22 protein-coding genes are annotated in these 24,693 nt (G+C 63.1%); 6 read left to right on the top strand and 16 right to left on the bottom strand.

What is annotated here, in order from left to right; translation table 11 throughout:
• Nucleotides 1-56: 56 nt before the first annotated feature.
• Nucleotides 57-1,412, bottom strand: coding sequence for a hypothetical protein (locus F8237_RS26595; protein WP_162006225.1), 1,356 nt, complete (start codon nucleotides 1,410-1,412; stop codon nucleotides 57-59).
• A 164-nt stretch (nucleotides 1,413-1,576) separates the two neighbouring features.
• On the opposite strand from F8237_RS26595, the gene F8237_RS26590 reads away from it, so the two are divergent.
• On the top strand, nucleotides 1,577-3,280 hold the full coding sequence (locus F8237_RS26590; protein ID WP_151649199.1) for a caspase family protein: 1,704 nt from the start codon (nucleotides 1,577-1,579) through the stop codon (nucleotides 3,278-3,280).
• 53 nt (nucleotides 3,281-3,333) lie between these two features.
• Here F8237_RS26590 and F8237_RS26585 read toward each other — a convergent pair whose 3' ends face one another.
• The 12 genes from F8237_RS26585 to F8237_RS26530 form a co-directional block, all read right to left on the bottom strand.
• Nucleotides 3,334-4,125, bottom strand: a complete 792-nt coding sequence (locus F8237_RS26585) for a glycosyltransferase family 2 protein (RefSeq protein WP_151649198.1) — start codon at nucleotides 4,123-4,125, stop codon at nucleotides 3,334-3,336.
• On the bottom strand, nucleotides 4,122-4,937 hold the full coding sequence (locus F8237_RS26580) for a sugar phosphate isomerase/epimerase family protein (RefSeq protein WP_162006224.1): 816 nt from the start codon (nucleotides 4,935-4,937) through the stop codon (nucleotides 4,122-4,124). The genes F8237_RS26585 and F8237_RS26580 overlap by 4 nt, the downstream gene beginning before the upstream one ends.
• Nucleotides 4,921-5,709 (bottom strand): NAD-dependent epimerase/dehydratase family protein, encoded by a 789-nt coding sequence (locus F8237_RS26575; RefSeq protein ID WP_151649196.1) that lies wholly within the window; start codon nucleotides 5,707-5,709, stop codon nucleotides 4,921-4,923. Before F8237_RS26575 ends, F8237_RS26580 begins: the two co-directional genes overlap by 17 nt.
• Nucleotides 5,706-6,743 carry a glycosyltransferase family protein gene (locus F8237_RS26570; RefSeq protein WP_151649195.1) on the bottom strand — a complete coding sequence of 346 codons (1,038 nt, stop codon included), beginning with the start codon at nucleotides 6,741-6,743 and terminating at the stop codon, nucleotides 5,706-5,708. The genes F8237_RS26575 and F8237_RS26570 overlap by 4 nt, the downstream gene beginning before the upstream one ends.
• A gap of 16 nt (nucleotides 6,744-6,759) precedes the next feature.
• On the bottom strand, nucleotides 6,760-7,899 hold the full coding sequence (locus F8237_RS26565) for an NAD(P)/FAD-dependent oxidoreductase (protein WP_201280155.1): 1,140 nt from the start codon (nucleotides 7,897-7,899) through the stop codon (nucleotides 6,760-6,762).
• Entirely contained in the window at nucleotides 7,883-9,646 is a 1,764-nt protein-coding gene (locus F8237_RS26560) for a hypothetical protein (RefSeq protein WP_151649194.1), read from the bottom strand. Before F8237_RS26560 ends, F8237_RS26565 begins: the two co-directional genes overlap by 17 nt.
• A 149-nt stretch (nucleotides 9,647-9,795) precedes the next feature.
• Nucleotides 9,796-10,914: a cobalamin-independent methionine synthase II family protein gene (locus tag F8237_RS26555; protein ID WP_151649193.1), complete on the bottom strand. Its 1,119-nt coding sequence runs from the start codon at nucleotides 10,912-10,914 to the stop codon at nucleotides 9,796-9,798.
• Between the two features lie 20 nt (nucleotides 10,915-10,934).
• Nucleotides 10,935-11,651 carry an ABC transporter ATP-binding protein gene (locus tag F8237_RS26550; protein ID WP_151649192.1) on the bottom strand — a complete coding sequence of 239 codons (717 nt, stop codon included), beginning with the start codon at nucleotides 11,649-11,651 and terminating at the stop codon, nucleotides 10,935-10,937.
• Nucleotides 11,644-12,399, bottom strand: coding sequence for an ABC transporter ATP-binding protein (locus tag F8237_RS26545; RefSeq protein WP_151649191.1), 756 nt, complete (start codon nucleotides 12,397-12,399; stop codon nucleotides 11,644-11,646). Before F8237_RS26545 ends, F8237_RS26550 begins: the two co-directional genes overlap by 8 nt.
• The gene (locus F8237_RS26540) at nucleotides 12,396-13,424 is read right to left on the bottom strand and encodes a branched-chain amino acid ABC transporter permease (protein ID WP_151649190.1); all 1,029 of its coding nucleotides are present in this window, start codon (nucleotides 13,422-13,424) and stop codon (nucleotides 12,396-12,398) included. Before F8237_RS26540 ends, F8237_RS26545 begins: the two co-directional genes overlap by 4 nt.
• Before the next feature lie 8 nt (nucleotides 13,425-13,432).
• Nucleotides 13,433-14,302, bottom strand: coding sequence for a branched-chain amino acid ABC transporter permease (locus tag F8237_RS26535; protein WP_151649189.1), 870 nt, complete (start codon nucleotides 14,300-14,302; stop codon nucleotides 13,433-13,435).
• Between the two features lie 135 nt (nucleotides 14,303-14,437).
• On the bottom strand, nucleotides 14,438-15,613 hold the full coding sequence (locus F8237_RS26530; protein WP_151649188.1) for an ABC transporter substrate-binding protein: 1,176 nt from the start codon (nucleotides 15,611-15,613) through the stop codon (nucleotides 14,438-14,440).
• A 529-nt stretch (nucleotides 15,614-16,142) separates the two neighbouring features.
• Between F8237_RS26530 and F8237_RS26525 the strand changes: the two genes are divergently transcribed.
• Nucleotides 16,143-16,427 carry a hypothetical protein gene (locus tag F8237_RS26525; protein ID WP_151649187.1) on the top strand — a complete coding sequence of 95 codons (285 nt, stop codon included), beginning with the start codon at nucleotides 16,143-16,145 and terminating at the stop codon, nucleotides 16,425-16,427.
• A 153-nt stretch (nucleotides 16,428-16,580) separates the two neighbouring features.
• Here the strand turns inward: F8237_RS26525 and purU are convergent, their stop codons facing one another.
• Nucleotides 16,581-17,444: a formyltetrahydrofolate deformylase gene (gene purU / locus F8237_RS26520; RefSeq protein WP_151649186.1), complete on the bottom strand. Its 864-nt coding sequence runs from the start codon at nucleotides 17,442-17,444 to the stop codon at nucleotides 16,581-16,583.
• 174 nt (nucleotides 17,445-17,618) lie between these two features.
• Here purU and F8237_RS26515 point away from each other — a divergent pair, with 174 nt between their 5' ends.
• Together F8237_RS26515 and F8237_RS26510 are read left to right on the top strand one after the other, a co-directional pair.
• Complete coding sequence (locus F8237_RS26515; protein WP_151649185.1) at nucleotides 17,619-18,461, top strand: uroporphyrinogen-III synthase; 843 nt, start codon at nucleotides 17,619-17,621, stop codon at nucleotides 18,459-18,461.
• 123 nt (nucleotides 18,462-18,584) lie between these two features.
• Entirely contained in the window at nucleotides 18,585-19,847 is a 1,263-nt protein-coding gene (locus F8237_RS26510; RefSeq protein ID WP_151649184.1) for an MFS transporter, read from the top strand.
• 584 nt (nucleotides 19,848-20,431) lie between these two features.
• Here F8237_RS26510 and F8237_RS26505 read toward each other — a convergent pair.
• Nucleotides 20,432-21,106 (bottom strand): Crp/Fnr family transcriptional regulator, encoded by a 675-nt coding sequence (locus tag F8237_RS26505; protein WP_151649183.1) that lies wholly within the window; start codon nucleotides 21,104-21,106, stop codon nucleotides 20,432-20,434.
• A gap of 337 nt (nucleotides 21,107-21,443) precedes the next feature.
• Here F8237_RS26505 and F8237_RS26500 point away from each other — a divergent pair, with 337 nt between their 5' ends.
• On the top strand, nucleotides 21,444-22,265 hold the full coding sequence (locus tag F8237_RS26500) for an ABC transporter ATP-binding protein (protein ID WP_151649182.1): 822 nt from the start codon (nucleotides 21,444-21,446) through the stop codon (nucleotides 22,263-22,265).
• Complete coding sequence (locus F8237_RS26495) at nucleotides 22,262-24,193, top strand: long-chain fatty acid--CoA ligase (protein WP_151649181.1); 1,932 nt, start codon at nucleotides 22,262-22,264, stop codon at nucleotides 24,191-24,193. The genes F8237_RS26500 and F8237_RS26495 overlap by 4 nt, the downstream gene beginning before the upstream one ends.
• 71 nt (nucleotides 24,194-24,264) lie before the next feature.
• On the opposite strand, the gene F8237_RS26490 is transcribed toward F8237_RS26495, so the two are convergent.
• On the bottom strand, nucleotides 24,265-24,630 hold the full coding sequence (locus F8237_RS26490; protein WP_151649180.1) for an endonuclease domain-containing protein: 366 nt from the start codon (nucleotides 24,628-24,630) through the stop codon (nucleotides 24,265-24,267).
• Nucleotides 24,631-24,693 lie beyond the last annotated feature (63 nt).

Here is a 24,693-nt window from a genome sequence, read left to right as displayed (position 1 = left end):
CCCCTTGTTCCGCCGCTAAGCCGGCGGGCGTTTGCGATGTTTAGCCTTGGATTGTGTCAATCACGCCGTCGCGAGATGACGTAGGATTCGTCGAGAAACCAGAGCCCGTTGTACTTTCGCAGCACGTCCCTGGCAGCATCCAGAGCGCGGCCGTTTTGAGTCATATCTGCCAACCGGTCGTCCTCAATCTGGGCGACATAGACTGCCGCATTCCACGCTGCAAAGGCCGTCGAGGTTCCGATCGTTCCAGTGACCTCGTTGGGCAGAGCTTCCATATCATACCTGAAGATCGAGCGGTTGTCCGCGTAAACATTAAAATTCAGGTCCCGTCCCAACGATCCGAGTTCGTATTTTACGGCGCGCAATAGCTCATGGCGGCTCACGGCGAAAGGATTTTCTCCGGGCCAGATTGCCTGGATCATTTCCATGCCCGGATCCTGCCCATGGGAGTGAATTCCGATGAGCCGGCCCCCCGGCCGCAACGCCCGCGCCAGAGGTGCAATGATCCGCTTTGCCCTGAAATTGACCGAGGACAACGCGCGATAGGGCTGGGATGCGATGACGAGGTCGAAATTGGCCTCGGCCTGACCCGGCCGCGGAATGGTCGAATCCAGCAGGAACCTCTGGTCCTCGCGGTAGAGCACCAGCACGACCGGCCGCTCATACAGCGGCATGCCCGTACGCGGGCTGATGGCGGCGCGCCAGTTCTGCTCCAGAAACGGCTTCAGCTCCGCAATCTGCGTCTCGAAGTCGCCCGATGAGTTTCCCCTGAGCGGCACATCGTGCCACACAGTGGCAGCCGCGGCCGCGGGTGAGCTCGGCGTCAGCCAGGGCGCCTCCGCGTAGTGCATGTTGGTGAAGACGAACACCGACGCCGGATGCTCGAACAGCCGGTCCGGGACCTTGTCCAGCGTCAGCCGGACGTCTTCCAGGCTGAGCTCCTTGCCGGCGACGTAGAACGGCATGTGAGGAAAGCGCTGATGCATCGAGCGCAGCACGCGCGCGAGCACCGAGCCGTCGCCAACGCCGGCGTCGAACACACGTAACGCCGGCGGCCGGGGATGGATGCTGGCGAGTTCGAGCGCCACGCGTTCCGCAACCACCCGCTTCTCGCTGCAGGTGTGAACGAACAACAGGTATTTCTGCCGGTTCTCGAAGAAGCGGAAATTGCTGCGCGGATCGCGCTTTTCCGGCGGCACCTGAAGGCCCCGCGGCGGCGGCAAGCCGCCGGTCATCGATGCGGCCACATAGGCCTGGATCCGGTCCAGCGTGTCGATGGTGATGCGCTTTCCCTCGCGCAGCCGATGCACCAGCTTCCCGTCGTTCACCGCCCGCCGGCCAAACGTCGACTCCGCCATGTCTGCCTTGCGGCAGAACTCGGTGATCTGGCTGAGGATTTCGTCGTTCTTCATCAGTGGGAATGCAGTGGGCAGAAGCGTTGGGACCCACTTCCTAACAAAATCTGCCCACTGAGGGAATACCCCATCGGATTTAATCCACCCACTATGACGTGGCCGTGAACCGCAACGCCCCGTTAGCCAACAAACAAGCGCTTCTCTCCTGTGGGACCACCACCATGCGCCAGCTCATCGTGCTCTGCCTGCTCGCCGCCACCACGTGGCCGGCGTCCGCTCTCGCGCAGGCGCGCAGCCAGCTCGGCCCGCTCTGCACCACCGACACCACACCGGCGGACCAGATGATCGACGCCTGCGACAAGATCGTCGCGCTGAAGGTCTTCAAAGGCGAACAACTCGCGACGATCCATTTTTGGCGTGCTGTGGGCTGGAACAAGAAAGGCGACTATTCGAAAGTCATCGCTGACGCCACTGAGGCGATCCGGCTCCGGCCGAGCCAGGCGGCGTACAACCTCAGGGGATCGGCCTATTACGACAAGGGCGAGTACGAGATCGCGATCGCGGATTTCGACGATGCATTGAAGCTCGGAGCTCCGAGCGGCACCATCTTCCACAACCGCGGCAACGCCTGGCGCGGCAAGGGCGACTTCACCAGAGCGATCGCCGACTACGATGCCGCGATCAAGCTGGAGCCGAAATCGGCGTTCTCGTTCCAGAACCGCGGCATCGCGAAGGAGGCGCTCGGCGAGCTCGACGGGGCTCTGGCCGACATCAACCAGGCGATCCGGCTCGACCCAACGCTGCCGCAGCCGCTGATCAACCGCACCGCGATCTGGCGCGTACGCGGCGATCTCGATCGCGCGATCGCCGATGGCAGCGAGGCGATCAGGCTTGCGAAGGAAAAGTCCCCCGTCAACATCATGACGCCGCCGAACAGCGTGCTGATTTCCGGCTACATCCACCGCGCGCTGGCCTATGAGGCCAAGGGCGACTACGCGCATGCGCGCGACGACTACAAGGCGACGCTGGCGATCGTGGCGTCCGATGCCGGCAGCAAGGCCAACCAGGCCACCGCAAAGGTGCGGCTGTCGCTGGTGACTGACGCGCTCGCCCCGATCCCGCGTGATGCGCCGTCACCAACGACGCAGCCGGCTCAACAGCAGACCGGCATGGCGCCATCCCCCTCACCTGCCCCGGGGACGCTTGGCAAGCGCATGGCGCTGGTGATCGGCAACGGCGCTTACGCACACGTGAATGCGCTGCCCAATCCGGCCAACGACGCGCGCGCCGTCGCCAGGAGCCTGCGCGATATCGGCGTCACGGTCTCGGAGGGCATCGATCTCGACCGCGCGTCCATGCAGAAGGTGACGCGCGACTTCCTGCGCGAGGCGGCACGGGCGCAGGTCGCGATCGTCTACTATGCGGGTCATGGCGTGCAAGTCGACGGCCGCAACTATCTCATTCCGGTCGATGTCGAGCTGAAGGCCGGCAGCAGCATGACGGAAGCGATGATCGACATGGATACGATCATGGCCGGCCTCGACGACCAGGTCCGTACCAACATCTTGATCTTCGATGCCTGCCGCAACAATCCGATGGCGCAGCAGGTAGCAAGCGCCGGCGGCAATCGCGCCATCGAGGGCGCCTCGGGCCTCGCAGCGCCGACGAGCCTGGGCGCCGGTGCGACGCTGGGTGCGGGCACGCTGATCGCCTTCGCCACCGCGCCGGGCCAGGTCGCGCTCGACGGTGAAGGCGCCAACTCGCCGTTCTCCGCAGCCCTCTCCCGCCATCTCGGCACGCCGGGACTTGAAGTGCAGCAGATGCTCACGCGGGTGCGGGCGGAGGTGGTCTCAAGCACGAAGAGCAAGCAGGTGCCGTGGTCGAACTCGTCGCTGCTGGGCGAGGTCTATCTGGCGGCGAGGTGATGGGGCGCGCGCGCGGTCATCCGCAGTGCGATCAAGAGTGCGACTGCCGACGATCAGCCCGGATCAAATCGTCCAAAGACCACAGCGAGCAGCTCTTTCATCATGTCAATGCGGCCGCGAAATCCAGAGATCTTGGTCGGCGTCTTCTCATTTTCGGGATAGGCCCGGGTGACGGGAATCTCGACCACGCGGTAGCCGAGTTGACCAGCCCGGACACTCAGATAGAACAACAGCGCGTACCGTTCGAATACATCCCGGAACGGAGCCACCCGCGGATCCAGCAAATAGCGCGCCGAATAGGCGCGGAAGCCGTTGGTGGTGTCGGACAGCCAATGCCTCCCAGCAAGACTGAGAAGCGGCGCGTGGATCAGCCGCCCCGCGATCTTGCGGTCCATCGGCGTATTGATGGCGCGCCCGCCCGGTGCATAACGCGAGCCCTGGATGTAATCGAAGCCGGCGTCGAGCTTGGCGACGAAAGCATCGACTGCCTCCACGCCATCCTTGCCGTTGCCGTCTACCGTAATGACACCCTGATAGCCTTCATCCAAGAGCCAGGCATAGGCCATTCGAAGCTGCGCACTCAGCCGACCGGGCCCGGTCTTGACCAAGAGGGCACGGCATCCGACCGCATTGAGAAATTCGAGCGCGAGCGAGCCGTCAGTCGAACCGCCGTCAGCGATGACGATATCGACGGACGGTTGAACTTCGGCAATCCGCGACAGTTGCCGACGGATCCGCTCGCCTTCATTGAGCACGGGAATGACGAGCGCGTATTTGTGCCGTCGTTCATGCAACACGTGGACGTTGCTCGTAGGAACCTGCCGCGCGGGCGGAATCGTGGTCATTTCAAATAGATCTTTCTGATCAGTGTGACCGCGCGATGAATTGCAGCCGGCCAATCGCTGACGGCCCGCATTTCAATCGAGAGCGAGCCTCGATATCCGCTGCGGCGCAAGGCATCAGCCAGAGCGGCATGATCGACCCCAGACGTTCCCAACGGGGCGAGGTCCGGCTCGCTGACATGGGCATGAGGCGCATAGCGCGCCGCTTTTAGCAGAATTTCTGGCGGCTCCTGCTCGAGAAAAAGGGTGCCCGTGTCGATCTGCAGGCCGACGCCGGGCATCTCGATACGGTCCAACAGCTCCATTGCCTCGGCGGTGGTCGTGACGAAGCGGCATGCGTAATGACGGGCGTTCGGTTCGATCGTCAACGTCGATCCTTCAGACGCGAACACTGGGCCGATCCGCCTGAAGAACTCCACTGCGATCTCGGTCGCCCGTTCCGGCGCCAAATCGCCGGGATCACGCAGCTTGGGCGCCCCGAACACGCAGGCCTTCGCGCCGAGGGCGCCCGCCATACGGGCTACCCCGACGAGATGCTCATAGAGTGCTTCGCGAGCGTCCGCCGAGGAAAAAAGGTGCACAGGGCCCGCGTTGTAGACGATCCCTTGCATCGCCGCGCAGTGAATACCGCGATTGGCCAGCCTTCCATGGAGCGCCACAACGTCGGCAGGCGAGACATCCCAGCGGCCAAAGACGTTGTAGGGAGCAATCTCGATCGCTCCGATGTCAAGCTCGTTCAGCAACGCAATCGCGGCGTCGAGTTCGCCCGGCGGAACCGCGATATTGGAAACCGAAAGCTCAGGCTTCGCCGGCACGTCGCGACCTCTCCTGTGCAATGAAGGACGCCAGCTCTGCCATCACCGTCGTTCCGTGTAGCTGGTAGCCGGCAGGCCCGCCAAAGAGTTCCGCATGTCTCGTGCGCAGCGAATAGGCCGGCGCGGGCTCGATTGCGGGACCGACCGCGGCATCCGGAAAGAATGCGTGCAGGATATCGGAGGTGCGAATCGGCTCGGGAAAAAGATTGATGAGCCGGACATCGTGTGCGCGGACAGCTTCTATATCGGCGCTCAGCCGGCGCAGGGGGTACCATTGGAAGCGACTCGCCGGATTGATGCGATCGACCTGGTTCTCGTTCAGGAGATCGAAAAGAACGTTCTTCTTCAATCCCTCACCGAACAAAGCCGGAAGCCTGATGATGCGGACGTTGTCAAAATGGCTCCGCACCCATTGCTCCAGCTCGAAACGGTGCCTGCCATAGGCGTGGTTGCGCGCTGGATCGATTGCGGCCAGTTCGTCGTCGGTCGCGGTCGGATCAGGATAGACATCGATGGTCGAGATGAGCACGAGCTCCTTGATCCGCACGGTGGCAAGCGTATCGCGAATGGATTCGACAGCCGCGCGGTCTGCGGCTGGCTCCTTGTTGGCGAGCCACTTGACCGCAGGCACGCCGGCATGAACCACAAAATCGAACTCTCTATTCCGAAATTCGTCGCTGTTGCGCGAGTTGATCAGCGTGTCGAACGGGCGCGCCCTAAGGAGCGTGCCGCCAACGAAACCCGTGTAGCCGATGAGGGCAGAAGCACTCATGATCGCTTCTCCACGTAACCGGCTAGCCCCGCCGCGCCGAGTTGGAATTCACCCGCGCTGTCGACCACGTTCAGACGACCTGCCCGGCTGGTCAGAGGACCACGAAACTCGCGTGCCACCAATTGACGGCGGCTGCTCGATGGAACGGCCGACAGGATCTGCACGAGATATTCGGACAAAAAGAGGAATTGCGCACTGAACACAAACATCATCGCCGAAAGGAGCAGTGACAGCGTCGTCCATCCCGGCTCGACGTTCTTCTGGAAGAAGAAGACCATGATGGCGTAGGTGCCGTAAAGCACGGCGACGATTCCGCCACCGAAGCCGAGATAGGCGGTCAGACGCAGTGGCGTCGCGCTGCCCGTGAGGATCAAGCGAAGCGCTTTCGCCACCGCGATCCGCGGCGACACACTAGGGACCGGCACGCGCGTGGAATCTTCGACCGGCACGATGACGGACGGAAATCCCTGGGCGAGCGAACGTGCCCTCACCAACACCTCGCCATCGCGGCGGTTGGCGATATAGAGCGCGGCTGCCCGCGAGAATATCCGAAAGGTCGGCGACTGCGCCTCGTAGGGCACGCCCGCCAGCAGCCTGTACAGACCACGGAAGGCATCGAACAGGGTTGCCGAGATGGTCCCCCGCGCGCTCATCACGCCGCCCTCGCTTTCCCCGATCACGACATCATTGCCCTGATGCAGTGGAACAATCATGGCTGGCAAGGCATCGATCTGTGATTGCAGAGGCGTCGCAAACAGAACGTAGTCGGAAATCGAGTGGTCGATGCCGAGCAGGCGGGCGACGTCATCATGGACCTCCTCGCTCAGGAAAAGAACGGTGCAGTCCGGGATCGTCTCAGCCGCGGTCTTGATGCGAACGGACTCGTCGGCCGACACGCCGTTGGCCACAATGACCGTTTCGACGTCGTGAAAGCGATCGTGCAGCGTCTCGATCAGTCGATCGAAAAGCCTCTGCTCGAACGTCACATGGCGCACCACGATAACGACGGTCACCGACGAGAGTATTGCAATCATCCCAGTTCCAGACGCCTCAGTTCCAGGTCCGTCCACGGAGGAAGTCGCGGAGTTCATAGATATTATCGATCTTCGCGCCCAAAATCGAGAATATCCGCCCCTCATCGTCATTGCGCTCGACCAGAATCGGCCTTGCGTCGCTGTCCTCGGTCTGCATCAGCACGGCCTTGATCTCGAACATCGTTTCCCTGACCTCCGCGTGGGCCAGGCAGGGCATGTAGCGGCTGGCATCCCGAATCATGGCGACCGCGTTGCTCTTGACAGGGCGCAGCCGAGCCGAGCCCTGCGCGGCCTCATGCGGAGTGTAGCGAACGTGCGAGAGGGCGTGCAGCCCTGTCGGCGGGAACGGCATGACCGAAAAGAACGGTCCATCCATCACCGTGAAGCCGCGTCCCCGAAGCTGCGGCGGCGGCGCAATCAACGCCATCTCGGTGAGCTCCCGCTTGATCGCGGACTTGACCTCGATTCCGACGAAAGGGAGTTCCGAATAGGTGCAATTGAAAACAAAGCGCGCACGCTCCGTGGTGTCGCCGACCAGGACGTCGACACCGCGATCGTCGAACGTGCGGATCCGTGCTGCCGTGCCAAGCCTGAGATCAATGCGCGCGGCGTTCAGCTCGTTCCGAAGGCGAGCAGCAAGCTTTCCGGCGTCGAAAGCCAGTTCACGCACCCTGAAGACACGTTCGATCGAGCCTGGAGAAAACAATTGCACGACATCGTGGGAGGCCAACTGGATCGGCGCACCGATCCGTTGGCAAAAGGCCTCGAATTGGTCAGCGCTGACCCGGGAGCCACGGGCTATCGCGTAATATTTTTCGAGGTCATGCATGACCTCGCCCGCATAATCCGCAACGAATCTCTCGAAATTCCTGCGCGACCGCAGCGCAGTCGCGGGCGCACGAGGATAGTGGTAGCCGTTGTGCACACGCGCCTGGTTGACGAACGATGCGCGCCGCAGGATGTCGGGTTCGCGTTCAGCAATAACGACACGCTCAAGGCCAAGACGCTTCAGCTCAAGCGCTGTCTCGCAGCCGTAGAAGCCGCCTCCGATCACAATGGCGTCGGCCGTGATCTCCGCCGCGTTCACCATCCCAGCTGATCCCAGCGAACCATCGCCCTTGTCATATCCGGCGACACGTTCAAAACGCGTCTTCATGCCGCCAGATGATCTTTCCGCCCGATACTAATCCTGACTCGATGCGCGTGATCGGCTGCGACGACTTCGTCTGAGCATAGTAGCACTTCCCACCTCTCGGTGAAAAAACAATCCGGTCTCCCAAGACGAAATCATGGTTGGTTACCGCATCGCCGTTGAACGCGTGGATGAAGAAAACGTCGGAGGGTAAAGTCCGGTCGCATACGTATTCGACGGTAAACCAGTTCTCGTTGAACCGAAAGTCCACGCCGGTCGCGGGATCGGTAAAGATCCGCTTGCCCCCGGTATGAGCTTGCACAATCCATGCGCCCTTTTCATTGATCGATCGATCCAGGACCGCGACTAGCGCAACCGCCAGAAGAAACGCAGCCGGTATCGAAATGGTCACGATCGCGCGGAAGGGTGATGCCGTCCACTCCTTCCGGTTCGCTCTGACCTCCTTGATGGCGAGAGCAACAAGAGCACCGCCGATCGGCACGGTCGGGATATACCAGAGAATGAAGTCGATCGGCTTGTGCGCGAACGAGTGCGCCTTGGCGAGGATGAGCCACGACATCGGAGCGGCAAAAGACACGAAATAGGCAACGGAGAGCGACCTCAGCTCTCGGCGATTTTCGCCGAAGAACCAGCTATATTTCTTCTCGAAGAAGACCAGCAATGCAATCACGGCCAGGACAGCGAATACAACGCCGAAATTCTTGATCAACGTGTATTCGTTTCCCATGAAGTACGCGCGCAGTACCGACGATACCGACGCAAATCGGCCGACCAGCAGCTCCTCATCAAGCGTTTCGCCGCCGCCTGACGTGCGCTCGACCGCTCTTGCGAGGATGTTTGCAAACCCAAATCTGTAGCCGTGAAGGATGACCGCCATCACGAAACCTGCAAGTCCCACCGCACAGGTCCACATCATGTCGACGACGTTGCTGTAGAGAGACTCCTCCTTCGTGTTCAGCAGGCAGCCAACCATTGCGGCCACGATGACCGTGGTGATGAACTCGTATCCGCACAACGCCTTTGCCGTGACTGCGAGCCAGATTGCTACGAAAAGCCAACGCCTTTGCGTCCGGTTCTGCGCATTGATGAGGCGCATGCTGAGCGCCATCGGAAGAAACCACAGCGGAGCCGCCCAATAGAGATTGGGCGCGAGAGCCGACAACAACGGCTCGAATGCAAGGGGAACAACAAAGCCGACGAATGCCGGACGCCCGAACCGCTCGATGAACATGAAGCCTATCCACATCAGGACGGCCGCACACATCAGCGCAGCAAGGAAATGATACAGTCCGATACTGTACTGTCTGGGAAACGGATTCAGCTTGTCGACCACGGCGAAGAAGAGAGACTGCAGGCCGAACTGGCTAAGATAGGCTCCGAACACGGCGCCGTCGGGCGCGATCAGTTCGGGATGCTCGAAATACTTGAGCTGCTCCCAGTACTTTCCTGGATCTGGATTGCCTTCCAGCTTCGCATTGCTGCCGAGGGATCCGCCTTGAGAGAGTATTCCTTCGGCGGCCGCACGTCCAAGTCTTCCGACCACCAGCCCTTCGGAGGTTGGATCGAAAACCCCGTAGGCGCTCGATATCCGAAAGTGGAAGATGTTGTTGGTCCAGATCAGCGCCAGCACGAGCGAGACCAGGATACACAGGCGGCGGTCGGAGACGCCAACCAGCCTGTTACGAACATCGATCATCGAACGCCCCACGGCGCCTCGCCAGCCCGCCCCAAGCGCGCCGATGGCTGCCAATTCCGGGCTTTTAGCTCAACGTTCGATTGAGTGCAAACGCAGCCCCCTCTCGGAACCAGGACTTTAGGAGCAAGAATCGCGGCGGCTTGCGGCGCCGCAATTCTCAACAACTCGCGCGCGGGTGCGAGGGTGATCCCCGATACGCGCGGCTAGTTGCCCCACACTTCCTTCGCGATCTCGACCGCGAGGCTGAGCTTGGCCCACTGCTCTTCCTCGGAGAGGACGTTGCCCTCTTCGGTCGAAGCAAAACCGCATTGTGGCGACAGCGCGAGCTGCTCCAGCGGCGCGAACTTGGCGGCTTCCTCGAGGCGGCGCTTGATGTCGTCCTTCTTCTCGAGCTCGCCGAACTTCGAGGTGATGACGCCGACCACGACGACCTTGTTGCCCTTGGGCAGGAAGCGCAGCGGCTCGAAGCCGCCGGCGCGGTCGCTGTCGTATTCGAGGAAATAGCCGTCGTAATTGGTGCCGGCGAGCATGGTCTCGGCCACGGGCTCGTAGCCGCCTGAAGAAATCCAGGTCGAGCGGAAATTGCCGCGGCAGACGTGTGTCGTCACCACCATGTCGGCGGGTTTCTCGGCCAGCGCGTAGTTGATGACGCGCGCATAGATCTGCTGGAGGCCGTCCGGATTGTCACCGCGCTCGCGCGCCTTCTGCAATTCGTCCGGCGAGCAGAGATAGGCCCACACGGTATCGTCGAACTGGAGATAGCGGCAACCGGCGTCGTAGAACGCCTTCACTGCCCTGCGATAGGTCTTGCCGAGATCTTCGTAGAAGGCGTCGAGATCGGGATAGACGTCCTTTGAGATCGCCTTGCGGCCGCCGCGGAAGTGCAACACCGCTGGCGAGGGGATCGTCATCTTGGCGGTGACGTGGGCCTGGTCGGCGCACTTCTTCAGGAAGCGGAAGTGATCGAGCATCGGATGGTCGTCGGGGAAGTCGAGCTTGCCGATCACACGCACCGCGTCATGACGGGTCTGCACGCCCGCGAACTGGATGCCGGAATCGGGGTGGAACAGCTCGCAACCGGTGAGCTTGGCCAGGAAGTCGAAATGCCACCAGGAACGGCGGAATTCGCCGTCGGTGGCAAGCTTCAGGCCGACCGAGGCCTGCTTGTGCACGACCTTCTCGATCTCCGTGTCCTCGATCTTGCGCAAATCGTCGGCAGAGATCTCTCCCTTTTCAAGACGGCTGCGAGCTTCCTTGATCTTGGCGGGGCGCAGGAGGCTGCCGACTTCGTCGGCGCGGAAGGGGGCTCTGGTTCGCTGCATTTCTTGTTTCTCCCGAAATTCTAGTGGGCCGCCGCCCCTGCAACACCGAGGTGACGCTCCAGGACCGACGGGTCGGCCTTCAGCGCGGCGCTTGGGGCGTCGTGGACGATCGTTCCGCGCTCCAATATCACAACGCGGTCGGCGAGCCCCAGAATCTTTTGGGCATTCTGCTCGACGATGATGGAGCAGATGCCCCCCGCCCGGGTTATCGCGCCGATCGCCTTCAGAAGCTCCTCGACGATGATGGGGGCCAGCCCCTCGGTCGGCTCGTCCAGCAGCAGGACCTTCGGGTTGAGGGTCAGCGCGCGGCCGATCGCCAGCATCTGCTGCTCGCCGCCGGACAGCTGGTTGCCAAAATTGCTCCGCCGCTCCTTCAGCCGCGGGAACATCTCGTAGACCTTCTCGACCGTCCAGGGACCGGGCTGCGCGACCGCGGTCATGTTCTCTTCCACCGTGAGCGAGCGGAAGATATTGCGCTCCTGCGGCACCCAGCCGATACCGGCGCGGGCGCGCTGGTCGGGTCGCAAAGTGGTGACGTCGCTGCCGGCGAGCGCGACGGTACCGGAGAAGCGACGGGTGACGCCGACGATGGAGTTGATCAGCGTGGTCTTGCCGGTGCCGTTGCGCCCCAGCAGCGCCAGCACCTGCCCCTCGGCGAGGCGCAGGGACATGTTGGGCAGCACCACCGCCTCGCCGTAGCCGGCACGAAGCGAGTCGAGCACGAGCAGGTCAGACATTGACCGCCTCCTCGCCGAGGTAGACGGCCTTGACCTGCGGATCGCGCGCGACCTGGTCTGGCGGACCTTCCGTGAGCAGCCCACCCGAGACCAGCACCGAGATGCGGTCGGCGAACGAGAATACGAGGTCCATGTCGTGCTCGATCAGCAGCACCGTGACGTCGCGCGGCAGGCTGCCTACGACGGCGAGAATGTCGTGGCGCTCGCTCTCGGGCACGCCGGCGGCGGGCTCGTCAAGCAGCAGCACGCGCGGCTTGGCCGCGATCGCGACCGCGATCTCGAGCAGGCGCTGCTTGCCGTAAGGCAGCGTCACGGTCTCCTCGTTCATGACGTCGAGCAGGTGGAAGCGCGCCAGAAGGTCGGCGATCTCGCCATTGACGTCGCTCCGCGTGCCCATCCGACGCCACCAGTCGCCGCCATGGCCGAGGCGCTCGGAGACGGCAAGGCCGATGGTTTCCAGCGGGGTGAGGTCGGGATAGAGCTGGTTGATCTGGAAGGTACGCGACAGGCCGCGCAGAACGCGCTTGTGCACGGCAAGATCGGTGATGTCCTGACCTTCGAGCAGGATACGGCCGGAATTCGGCTTGAGCACGCCGGTGAGCTGATTGATGACTGTGGTCTTGCCGGCGCCGTTCGGGCCGATCAGCGCGTGGCGGGCGCCCTGCTCGATCTTCAAGGAGAGATCGCGGGTGACGCGGAGGCCGCCGAACTGCTTTTCGAGATTCCGGGTTTCGAGCGCGATGGTCATGCATCGCTCTCCGGCACGGCGACGTCGGCCTTGCGCCCGGCAAACTGCCTGACGATCAGGCCAGGCACATACAGCACCCAGCGATGCAGGCGCTGACGGCCGACCAGCACGATCACGACCAGCACGAGGCCGATCCAGAACTGCCAGTATTGCGGGGTGATCGTGGAGAACAATTCCTGCAGCATGCGGAAGATCACCGCGCCGATCAGCCCGCCATAGAGATAGCCGGTGCCGCCGATGACGAGCACCAGCATCAGGTCGGCCGAGCGCTCGAAGGCGAACACGTCGAGCGAGGCGATCGCGGTGGTCTGGGTGAACAGCGCCCCCGCGACGCCGGCATAGAACGCCGCGAGCGTGTAGATCGCGATCAGGCGGCGGTTGACGGGAATGCCGATGGCGGCGGCACGCAGCGGATTGTTCTTGATCGCGCGCAGCGACAGGCCGAATGGCGAGTGCACGACGCGGCGGGCGAACAGGAACAGCAGGAACAGCACGGCCAGCGAATAGAAGAAGCCGGTCTTGCCGAACATGTCGAACGGAAGCTCGCCGAAGATCGGCTGCATCTCGATACCTTGCAGCCCGTCGGTGCCTCCGGTGATCCTGGAGAAGCGCTCCGCGAGTGCCTCCAGCAGCAGCGCGATGCCGAGCGTCACCATCAGGCGGGTCAGGTCGACGCCGCGGATCACCAGGAAGCTGGTGGCGAAGCCGAGCACCATGGCGGCAAGGCCTGCGGCGACCAGCGCGAGCACGGGCTCGTTGATGATGCCGTGAAGCGCGAGCAGCCCCGCAGCATAGGCACCGACGCCGAAAAAGGCGGCATGGCCGAGCGAGACGATGCCGGCATAGCCGAGGATCAGATCGAGCGACATCGCAAACAGCGCCAGCCGCAGGATGTCGGTCATGATCAGATAGCGGGTGGGAAATGCGAAGCCGCAGGCCAGCACGACAAGCCAGAAGGCGACTTCGCCGTAGTGCCAGCGCGCCTGGCGCTGGGCGTGATAACCGACGTCGGACGAAGCGTTCATCGGCGAACTCAACGCGCGGCCGTGCGGCCGAACAGGCCGTTCGGGCGCCAGATCAGAATCACGATCATCATGGTGTAGATCACGAAGGGGCCCATCTTCGGCACGTAGTATTTTCCGGCGACGTCGCCGATGCCGAGCAGCAGCGAGGCCAGGAATGGTCCGGTGATCGAGGAGGAGCCGCCGACGGTGACCACGATCAGGAAGTAGATCATGAATTTCAGCGGGAAGTACGGATCGAGGCCGAGGACCTCGGCGCTCAGCGCGCCGCCGAGACCGGCAAGCCCGCAGCCAAATGCGAAGGTGAAGGCGAACACCTGCGGCACGTTGATGCCGAGGCCGCTCGCGGCTCGGGGATCGTCGACCGCGGCGCGCAGGCGGCTGCCGAAGCGGGTCTTGGCCAGCACCATCTGGAGACCGATGGTGAGCAGGCCGCAGATCACGATGATCATCAGCCGGTAGCGGCCGATGCCGACGCCGAACACGTCGAACTGGCCCTGGAGCGCGGCCGGCAAATTGATGAAGACCCGCGAGGAGCCCTGGATGTAGTCCACCGCCGCCACCGACATGAACGTCAGGCCGATGGTGAACAGCACCTGGTCGAGATGGCTGCGCGTGTAGAGGTGCCGGTAGAGCGTGCGCTCGAGCACGATACCGATCGCCGCCGAAGAGACAAAGGCGAGCGGCAGCGCGGCGAAGAACGGCCAGCCCATCCGGTTGACCAGCACCATGCAGACATAGCCGCCGGCCATGGCGAAGGCGCCGTGGGCAAGGTTGACGAAGTTCATCAGGCCGAGCGTGACCGCGAGCCCGCAGGCCAGCACGAACAGCAGCATGCCGTAGGCAACGCCATCGAACAAATTGGTGAGGATCGAGGTCATCGAAAGTGGATCGTTCCTGGTAGACACTCGTTATTCCGGGCCAGCGCGTAGCGCTGAACCCGGAATCTCGCTTCAATCACTTCGAGATCCCGGGTTCACGCTAATGCGCGCCCCGGGATGACGCGCTTTCGCGCGTCACTTCTTGGTCTTGCCGAGATCCTTGACGGCCTCGAAGGTCGCGAACTCGACGTTGTAGAGCTCGCCGTCGACCTTTTCGACCTTGCGGATGTAGATGTTCTGCACGATGTCGCGGGTCTCGGGATCAATCGAGATCGGGCCGCGCGGGCTTTCCCACTTCTGGCCCTTCATGGCTTCGACCAGCTTGGTGCCGTCGGTGTCACCACCCGTCTTCTTCAGCGCCTCGTAGATCAGGTGGATGCCGTCATAGCCGCTCACCGCCATGAAGCCCGGACGGTTGCCGTAGGCCTTCTTGTAGGCCGCGACGAAATCCTTGTTCATCTGCGAGGGATGCGCCGCGGAATAGAGATGCGCAGTGACCGTGCCGAGCACGGCGTCGCCCATGTTGTTGAGCAGATCGTCGTCGGTGACGTCGCCCGGCCCGATCACCTTGATGCCGGCCTTGTCGAGGCCGCGCTCGGCATATTGCTTCATGAAGTTGCCGCCCTGGCCGGCCGGAACGAACACGAAGATCGCATCGGGCTTGGCGTCCTTCATGCGCTGGAGGAACGGCGCGAAATCGGGGTTGGCGAGCGGCGTCTTGACCTCCTCGACCACCTCGCCGCCGCCGGCGGTGAAGTGCTCCTTGAAGAAGTTGAGCGCGTCATTGCCCGGCGCATAGTCAGAGGTCAGCGTCGCGACCTTCTTGATGCCGTTCTTGACCGCCCAGTCGCCGATGATGGTCGACGACTGCGCCAGCGTGAAGCTGGTGCGCACGATATAGGGCGAGCGCTCGGTGATGATGGAGGTGCCGGCCGCCATCACGACTTCCGGGATCTTGGCCTGCGTCGCGAGCGGCGCGGCGGCAAGCGCAGCCGGCGTCACGCCGAAGCCGGCGATGAAGCTGACCTTGTCGTTGACGATCAACTCCTGCGCAGCGGTCTTGGTCTTGTCGGGAATCGCAGCATCGTCCTTGAGGATGATCTCGATCTTCTTGCCGGCGACGGTGTCGCCCTTCTGCTGCATGTAGAGCTTGATCGCGTTCTCGATCTGCTTGCCGGTCGAGGCCTGGCCGCCGGTCATCGGCAGGATGAGGCCGACCTTGACGGTGTCCTCGGCCTTTACAGGCGCGACGGCCGCGAGGCCAGCGATGGCCGCCATCGCAGCCCAAGAAAACTGTTTGCGTTCGAACATCAGACTATCCCTCCCCTTAATTCCTGATCTCTTGCGCGCCGGACCGAGTGCCCGATCCTTGCCGATCCTTGGCCTCATCTTAGCGCACGCGCGAGTGATGTCGCGCGCCACATGGCGTCTTCCGCGCCCTCATTGTCAATCGGACGTTTGGCGACCATTCGGCGCAATCCGAGCGTTCCGGTTGCGACAGCGGGAGCGATGAACGCGGTTACGACGGAGTAACCCGAGCCACCGATCCTGGCCGCGCTTATTTGTACGATTGTACAAATAAAATGGACCTGTCAACGAAAAAGCCCCTCCATCGGCCAAGCCAATTTGCCGCGAGCCGGCACCGTAGTCTAGAAACGCGACCGGCTGGGTGGATGGAGGATTTCGTTTTTCTTTTGCAGGATTCGGACATCGTCGAGGCCATGGCCAGCCGCCAATAGGTAATTAATTACCTACCTCGAATAAGTCTATTTTACCTTGTTGAAGGCTACTCTCCCGGCGCCAGACTGACTGGCGTCCAACGACCGAACTCGCTCACACAATGCCCAAGCCCTTCCGCCCCCTTCTGGTTCTCGCAGCGCTCGCCGCGGGGCTGTCCGGCTGCGGCACCGTCAACGAAAAGCTCTCGGCCGGCATGGGCGACTACGTCCCGCAATGGGTCGGCGGCCTGCCAGCCGACGCTCCGCCACGACCGGGCACGCCGCAATACGATGCCTACATGAAAGAGCGCGAACGCAAGCGGTTGATGCCGGCGGCGGATCGCGAGAAGGAAGAGCAGGCGCAGAAAGGCGCGACGGGATCGACGTCGGGGACCGCGGTACGTTGATGCGGCGCACTCCCTCGCCCCGCTTGCGGGAGAGGGTTGGGGTGAGGGGGAGTCTCCGCAGGGTCGGTGACAGTTAGGCCCGTGGAGAGTCCCCCTCACCCGGATTGCTGCGCAATCCGACCTCTCCCGCAAGGGGGGCAAGGTGAAGACACATTAATCCATAAACACCACAGTCTTGCGGCCATTGAGAATGACGCGATCATCCAGATGATAGCGGATCGCGCGGGCAAGCACACGGCGCTCGATGTCGCGGCCTTTGCGCACGAGGTCCTCGGGCGTGTCGCGATGGCTGATACGCTCGACGTCCTGGTCGATGATCGGACCCTCGTCGAGATCGCGCGTGACGTAATGCGCGGTGGCGCCGATCAGCTTGACGCCGCGCTCGTGGGCCTGGTGATAGGGCTTTGCGCCCTTGAAGCCCGGCAGGAACGAATGGTGGATGTTGATGCAACGCCCCGACAGCTTTGCCGAGAGATCGTCCGACAGGATCTGCATGTAGCGAGCGAGCACGACCAGATCGGTCCCGGTCCTGGCGACGAGATCGAGAATTTGCCCCTCCTGCTCGCGCTTGGTCTCCTTGGTAACGGGCAAATAATGGAACGGGATGCTGCCGAAATCGAGTCCGTCATAGACGTCACGCGGATGGTTGGAGACGATCGCGGCCAGCGTCATCGGCAACTCGCCCGTGCGCCAGCGATAGAGGATGTCGACCAGGCAGTGGTCGGACTTCGACACCAGCAGCATCACCTTGCGATGCGCGGCGCGGTCCCGCATCTGCCACTCCATGCCGAAGCGCTCGGCAATCGCGGCAAATCCGGTCTGCAGCGCCGAAAGTTCCACGGCAAGATCCGCTGCGGCGAACACCACCCGCATGAAGAACTTGTTGGTCTCGGTGTCGTCGAACTGCTGGGCGTCGAGGATGTTCTGCCCGTTATGGGCCAGGAAGGTCGACACCGCCGAGACGATGCCGGGGCGATCCGGGCAGGACAGGGTCAGGACATATTGATGATCGGGCATGGTCTTCTAAGAAATGGCTCTTGACGAAGGTTTGGGCAGAGGCTCGCGAAACACCGCGATTTGCGCTCTGCTCTATCACCGACGCCGCCCTTGCGCCAATCCAAAGACTTGCTTCACCGTAGTGCGTAGGGTGAGGATGAACGGACCATTGCGATTGACTGACCGGAGACGCCCATGGCCGACCGCTTGAACGGCACCCGCATCCTGATCCTGGAAACGCGCGAGGAAGCGCAGTTTTCGAAGCTCCTGGCCGAGCAAGGCGCCGATGTCGTGCAATGCCCGATGTTCACCATCCACGACACGCCGGACCCCGCCCCGGTCGAGGCCTGGATCCGCCGCGCCATCGACAACCCCTTCGACGACCTCGTGCTGATGACCGGCGAAGGCCTGCGGCGGATCATGAAGCTCGCCGTCGCCCGCGGGCTCGACCAGGCACTCGTGGCAGCGCTCGCCAAATCGCGAACATTCACTCGCGGACCGAAGCCCGGCAAGGCGCTGCGCGAGGTCGGCCTCGAGGCGCAGCAGACCACGGAGAAGCCGACCACCGAGGGCGTGATCGACATGCTGGGCAAGCTCGACCTGAAGGGACGGCGCATCGGCCTGCAGCTCTATCCGGACAAGGACCACGGCGCGCTGACCGCCGCGCTGGCCTCGCAAGGCGCCGATGTCGACAGCGTGCAGCCCTATGTCTACGATTCCAAGGCGGCCGACGCCAACATCATCACCGCCATCGACGAGATGGCGCAGGGTCGCATCGATGCCATCGCGCTGACCAATCTCGGCCAGGTCCGCCGGCTGATCGAGGCCGCGAAGGCGCATGGCAGCGAGGCGAAGTTGCGCGCAGGTCTGGATCGGACTCTGATCGCCTCGGTGGGCCCGGCGGTCTCAGGCGAACTCGCCGCGCATGGCTTGCGCACCGACGTCTCGCCGGCGGACGAGGCCTATTTCATGCGTCCGCTGATCTCGGCCATGGCAGCGGCGCTGGCGGAACGGAAGCCGGGAACCACGGCCAGGTAGACGCGGAGCGCAAGGGCGCCCTGCGGCAGCTCCAATTGACACGACCATCACCGGCGATACGTTGCCGACTGACACAAGAAACAACTGGGGCAAGGGAATCGCCGTGATACGAGTCATCGCGCTGTGAACGCAGCCGCACGGCCTTCGGCGCTCGCGCCATTCCGCATCCGCAACTATCGTTTCCAGTGGCCATCCGACCTCCTCACCTCCTGGGCGTTCGAGATCGAGACGCTGGTGCTCGGCTGGTACATCCTGGTCGAGACCGGCTCGGTGCTGCTGCTGAGTGTGCTTGCCTCGCTCCAGTACGTCGGAACGCTCGTCGCACCGGTGCTCGGCATGATCGGCGACCGCATCGGTCATCGCGATCTTCTGGTCATGATGCGCCTTGTCTATGCGGTGCTCGCCTCGACCATCATGGTGCTGGCGCTGACCGGTCACCTCGCTCCGCTCAACGTCATGATCATCGTGACGATCATGGGCCTGATCCGTTCCTCGGATCTCGGCCTTCGCAGCGCATTGCTCGCCGACATCATGCCGGCCGAGCAGCTCGTGGGTGCGATCGGCCTGTCACGCACGACCCAGGATAGCGCGCGCATTGCCGGCGCGCTGACGGGAGCCGGACTGTTTGCCGTGCTCGGCATCGGGCTGGTCTATGCGGCGGTCGCGAGCCTCTACCTCGCGGCCGCGATTCTCATGTCCTGCCTGACCCGGCCCAAGCGGACCGTCACCACATCCGATCTTCCGGCCAACAGCCACGCGATCTCGCGATTGCTCGGCGAGCTCAAGGAAGGGATCGTCTATGCCTGGAGCGGGCCGGCCATGGGCGCAGCGCTTTGCGTCGCTTTCCTCGCCAACCTCACCGCATTTCCCTTCACCAGCGGACTGTTGCCCTACATCGCGCGCGAGATCTTCCAGACCGACCAGACCGGCCTCGGTTATCTCTCCGCCAGTTTCGCCGTCGGCTCGCTGATCGGCTCGATCACCCTCAGCCTGGTCAGCGGAGTGCGCATTGCCCGGCTACTGATCGGCGCCACGCTGGCCTGGTACATCTTGCTCCTCGTATTCGTCGAGATCCGGACCATGCCGGTGGCAATGGCCTGCCTCGTTCTCGCCGGCGTGGCCCAGAGCATGTCGATGATCTCGGCCGCCGTGATCCTGATGCGCACAGCGAGCGCACATCTGCGCGGCCGCGTCATGGGTGTCCGCATGATGGTGATCTACGGCCTGCCGCTGGGATTACTCCCCGCCGGCAGCCTGATCGACATCATTGGCTATTCCGCGACAGGTTCGCTTTATGCCGTCGCGGGCTTCATCGCGATGGTCGCGATTGCGGTGCTCTGGCGCGCCGACCTCTGGCCGGTCAACGCGCCGGCAAATGCGCGTTAGGGCTTGCACTCATAAATTGGGGGCGCCGTTGACGTCCGCTATGCTGCTCGATAGCGGCGCGAAACCGGAGGTCGCAGGATTTCCGCGTTGGGCCAGAAGGCGACACGAAACTGCTGTCGTGATAGACAGGACCTTCAACTACGGAACCTCGTGACTTTTGCTCAATATGCTCGACGCGTTTCTCTCGCCGCCCCTTTTCCTGCCATCGGCGATATCCGTCGCCGCCTGTTTTGGTGCGGGTGCATTATTCTCTCGCGTCTGGATCGGTTTGCTGTTCGCAGAGATATTCTCAATCCTAGGGCTTGCGTTTATTTACGTCATAGGCGGCTCGCTTCTAAACGACGAGCTTAGTGTCTTGTCCTTCATGGTCCACTTTTACTTCAGTCTAACCCACGCCTTCGCCGTTACGCTTCTTAGCGGTCTGGTCTTTGGCGGGCAGCTTACGCGAAAGCTGCTGAGAAGGAGGCATGCTTAGCGCCACCAACGTGGCCTGAACCTCAGCTCTCGATCATAAGCAGTCGATGCCAACCGAGCGGAGCGACTTCCGCTCACCTGTCGGAAGCTGACGCTGATGAGGACATGCGCTAATCCCCATACCCGCGCAGCTTCTCCACATCGAGGATGGTGACACCGCCATATTCGAGCCGCAGCAGCCCCTCCTTCTCAAGCAGGTTCAGCGCGCGATTGGCATTCTGCCGGGACATGCCGGACAGCGCGCCGATCTCTTCCTGGGTGATCTCCAGATGCGCCGTCGATTCCGGGTAGAGGATCGGGTTGAACAGCGAGGCGATGCTGCGGGCGAGCCGCGCGGTGGCGTCCAGCGTGCGGTTGACCTCGAGCATGCCGATGAACTGCCCGAGCCGCTCGTTGAGCTGGCGCACCAGGAAGCGGTTGAAGCCGACGCTGTTCTCGAACAGCCACATGAAGGCGCTGCGCTCCATCAGCGCGACGCGGCTGCTCCGTAGCGCGACCACGTCGTAGCGGCGCGGCTCGTTCTTCAGCACGCTGCCCTCGCCGAACCAGGCTCCCGCCGTGAGGCCGGCAAGGCTGGTCTCCTTGCCATCGCGCGAGACACCGCCCATGCGGGCCAGCCCAAAGACCATGCCGGCCCAATAATCGAACGTGTCGCCGCGCATGAACACGGTCTCTCCGGTGCCATAGGACCGCTCGCTGATGCCTGCGCGAGCGACCTCGATCTCAGCCTGCGTGAGCTCGCGCGACCAGGCGGCGACGCGCTTCAGTTGATCCTCTGAAATCATGATCCCGAAGCCAGCCGCACCGTTTCGTCACCCTATCCTTCTGCTGCACCGCAACACGTCGTTTCGGCCACCATCCGACGAAAGACGAAGGCCGCGGCCACCCGAAAAACTTTGTCGCAGAATTGTCAGCCGGGAGACATTTCAAAATAGCGCTTTCCCCTATTGAGGGCCACCTCGGGCGATGCGGCTTTTGATCCCAAGCGGGAACGAGAGCGGTGCGGCTTTCCGTGGAGACCATCTGCTGCATGGCCTCACCGGCACGGCCGTACTAGGATCGCCCGGCAGGAACCGACGAAGAGCGCCGCTGAACGCGCCATCACCGGGAGGGATTTGTTTGGTGGCTACCAGTCTTGAAGTGCGCGGCGTGTCCTTGCGATTCGGCGGCGTCCGGGCGCTGACCGATGTCAGCTTCGCCATCAGGGACGGCGAGCTGTTCTCGATCATCGGTCCCAACGGGGCCGGCAAGACCTCGATCGTGAACTGTATTTCCGGTCGCTACAAGCCGACCGAAGGCCAGCTGTTCTACGCGGATCGCGACATCACCGGCCTGACGCCGAACGCCCGCGCCTCGCTCGGCATCGGCCGCACCTTCCAGAACCTGGCGCTGTTCCACCACATGAGCGTGCTCGACAACATCATGGTCGGCCGCCATCACCTCCTGAAGAACAATTTCCTCACCGGCTCGCTGTATTGGCTCACCGGCGCGCGCAAGGAAGAGCTCGCGCACCGCCGCAAGGTCGAGGAGATCATCGACTTCCTCGACCTCCAGTCGGTGCGTAAAGCCCCCGCCGGCACCCTCTCCTACGGCCTGCGCAAGCGCGTGGAGCTCGCCCGCGCCATGGCGCTGGAGCCGCGCCTCATCCTGCTCGACGAGCCGATGGCCGGCATGAACTTCGAGGAGAAGGAGGACATGGCCCGCTACATCGTCGACCTCAACGAGGAGTTCGGGATGACGGTGGTGATGATCGAACATGACATGGGCGTGGTGATGGACATATCCCACCGCGTCATGGTGCTGGATTTCGGCCGCAAGATCGCCGAAGGCGATCCGGCCGCGGTGCTCGCCGATCCGCACGTCAGGCGCGCCTATCTCGGCGAAGAGGACGAGGTGCTGGTCGATCCCGACGATGCCCCGCCGGCGCAGGAGAGCGCGGCATGATGGATTACGCGGGCCGCGTCGCGCAGGCCGACACCTATCCGAAGATGCTCCGGCTCAATGCCAGGGAGCACGGCAGCGAGATCGCATTGCGCGAAAAGGATCTCGGACTGTGGCGCGTCTTCACCTGGAATGACTACAACACCCGCGTGCGCGACTTCGCGCTCGGCCTCATCGAACTGGGCCTGGGGCGCGGGGATGTCATCGGCATCATCGGCGACAACCGGCCAGACTGGGTCGCTGCGGAAATCGCCACCCATGCGATCGGCGGCTTGAGCCTCGGGCTCTACCGCGACGTGCTCGACGAGGAGGCGTCGTACCTGCTCAACTATGGCGAAGCCCAGCTCGTCTTCGCCGAGGACGAGGAGCAGGTCGACAAGCTGCTCGTGCTGGCCGAACGTGCGCCTGATCTGAAGCACATCATCTATTCCGACCCGCGCGGCATGCGGAAATATGACGATCCCAGGCTGATGTCGGCAGAGAAATTCGCCGAGCTCGGGCGTACGCGGGCCGCGCGCGAACCGGAGCTCTACGACAAGCTCGTGGATACCACCAAGGGCGAGGACGTCGCGATCCTCTGCACCACGTCGGGCACCACCTCGCATCCGAAACTGGCGATGCTCGCCGCCGGCCGCGTGCTCGGCCATTGCGCGACCTATCTCGCCTTCGATCCGAAGGGGCCGGACGACGAATACGTCTCGGTGCTGCCGCTGCCCTGGATCATGGAGCAGGTCTATGTGCTCGGCAAAGGTCTGCTTTGCCGGATGAAGATCAACTTCGTCGAAGAGCCCGAGACGATGATGAACGATCTGCGCGAGATCGCGCCGACATTCGTGCTGTTTGCACCGCGCGTCTGGGAATCGATCGCCGCCGACGTCCGCGCCAAAGTGATGGACGCAACGCCCTTCAAGCAGCGGCTGTTCGACATCGGCATGAAGGCGGGCCTTGCCGCGCTCGCAGAAGGCAAGCGTTCGGGATTTGCCGACACCATCCTGTTCCGTGCGCTGCGGGACCGCCTCGGCTTCACCCGCCTGCGCTCGGCCGCGACCGGCGGCGCGGCGCTCGGGCCTGAAACGTTCAAGTTCTTCCAGGCCATGGGCGTGCCGCTGCGCACGCTCTACGGCCAGACCGAGCTGTTGGGCGCCTACACGCTGCATCCCGAGGGCAAGGTCGATCCTGACACCACGGGCGTGCCGATGGCCGACAGCGTCCAGATCCGCATCGACAATGCCGACGTCCACGGCGTCGGCGAGATCGTGGTGCGGCATCCCAACATGTTCCTCGGCTACTACAAGAACCCCGAGGCCAGTGTCGCCGACATCAAGGACGGCTGGATGCTGTCGGGCGATGCCGGCTATTTCAACGCCAACCGCCAGCTCGTCGTCATCGACCGCATCAAGGACCTCGCAGAGACCTCGCGCGGCGAGCGCTTCTCGCCGCAGTTCATCGAGAACAAGCTGAAGTTCTCGCCCTACATCGCGGAGGCCGTGGTGCTGGGCGCCGGTCGCGACGCGCTCGCGGCGATGATCTGCATCCGCTACTCCATCATCTCGAAATGGGCGGAGAAGAACCGCCTCTCCTTCACCACCTACAGCGACCTCGCCTCGCGGCCCGAGGTCTACGCCCTGCTCAAGAAGGAGGTCGAGACCGTCAACGCGACGCTGCCGCCGGCGCAGCGCATCTCGCGCTTCCTCTTGCTCTACAAGGAGCTCGACGCCGACGACGGCGAGCTCACCCGCACCCGAAAGGTGCGCCGCAGCGTCATCAACGAAAAATACGAAGGCATCATCGACGCAATCTACCGCGGCGATGCCGACATCCCCGTCGACACCGTGATCCGCTTCCAGGACGGCACCACGCAGCGCGTACGGACGACGCTACGGGTGGTGGATCTGGGCGGTCATGGGCACATGGCGGAGGCTGCGGAGTGAGACAGGTGACCGCGCCGAGCAACGCTGCTGCTCTTCGCCTCTCCCCGCCTACGGGGAGAGGCCGGAGCGCGTCAGCGATCCGGGTGAGGGGGACTCTCCGCGAGCGCGGTGACAATGATCTCGAGGACGCCAGCCAGATTGCGCGATACGTCATTGTTCCAGAACCGCAGCATCCGATAGTTGCAGTCGGTCAGCCATCTGTCGCGCACGGCATCGCTCGCACTATCGGCATGCTGCCCGCCATCGACCTCGATGATCAGGCGCGCTTCGCGGCAAATGAAATCGACGGTGTAGGGTCCGATCGGCTCCTGCCGGACGAATTTGTGACCGTTCAGCCTGCGAGCGCGGAGGCGATACCAGAGCGTCCCCTCTGCATCAGTCAATGCGGCACGCAAATGCCTGGCGCGCTCCGTCTTGCCCTCATCAGCACCTCGCATGCGGAAGCTCCCCCTCACCCGCCGCGCTTTGCGCGTCGGCCTCTGCCCGCGCGCGGGGAGAGG

This window comes from Bradyrhizobium betae, from assembly GCF_008932115.1.
In the GTDB taxonomy this organism is placed as follows: domain Bacteria; phylum Pseudomonadota; class Alphaproteobacteria; order Rhizobiales; family Xanthobacteraceae; genus Bradyrhizobium; species Bradyrhizobium betae.
This window is presented reverse-complemented; position numbering and strand designations above follow the sequence as displayed.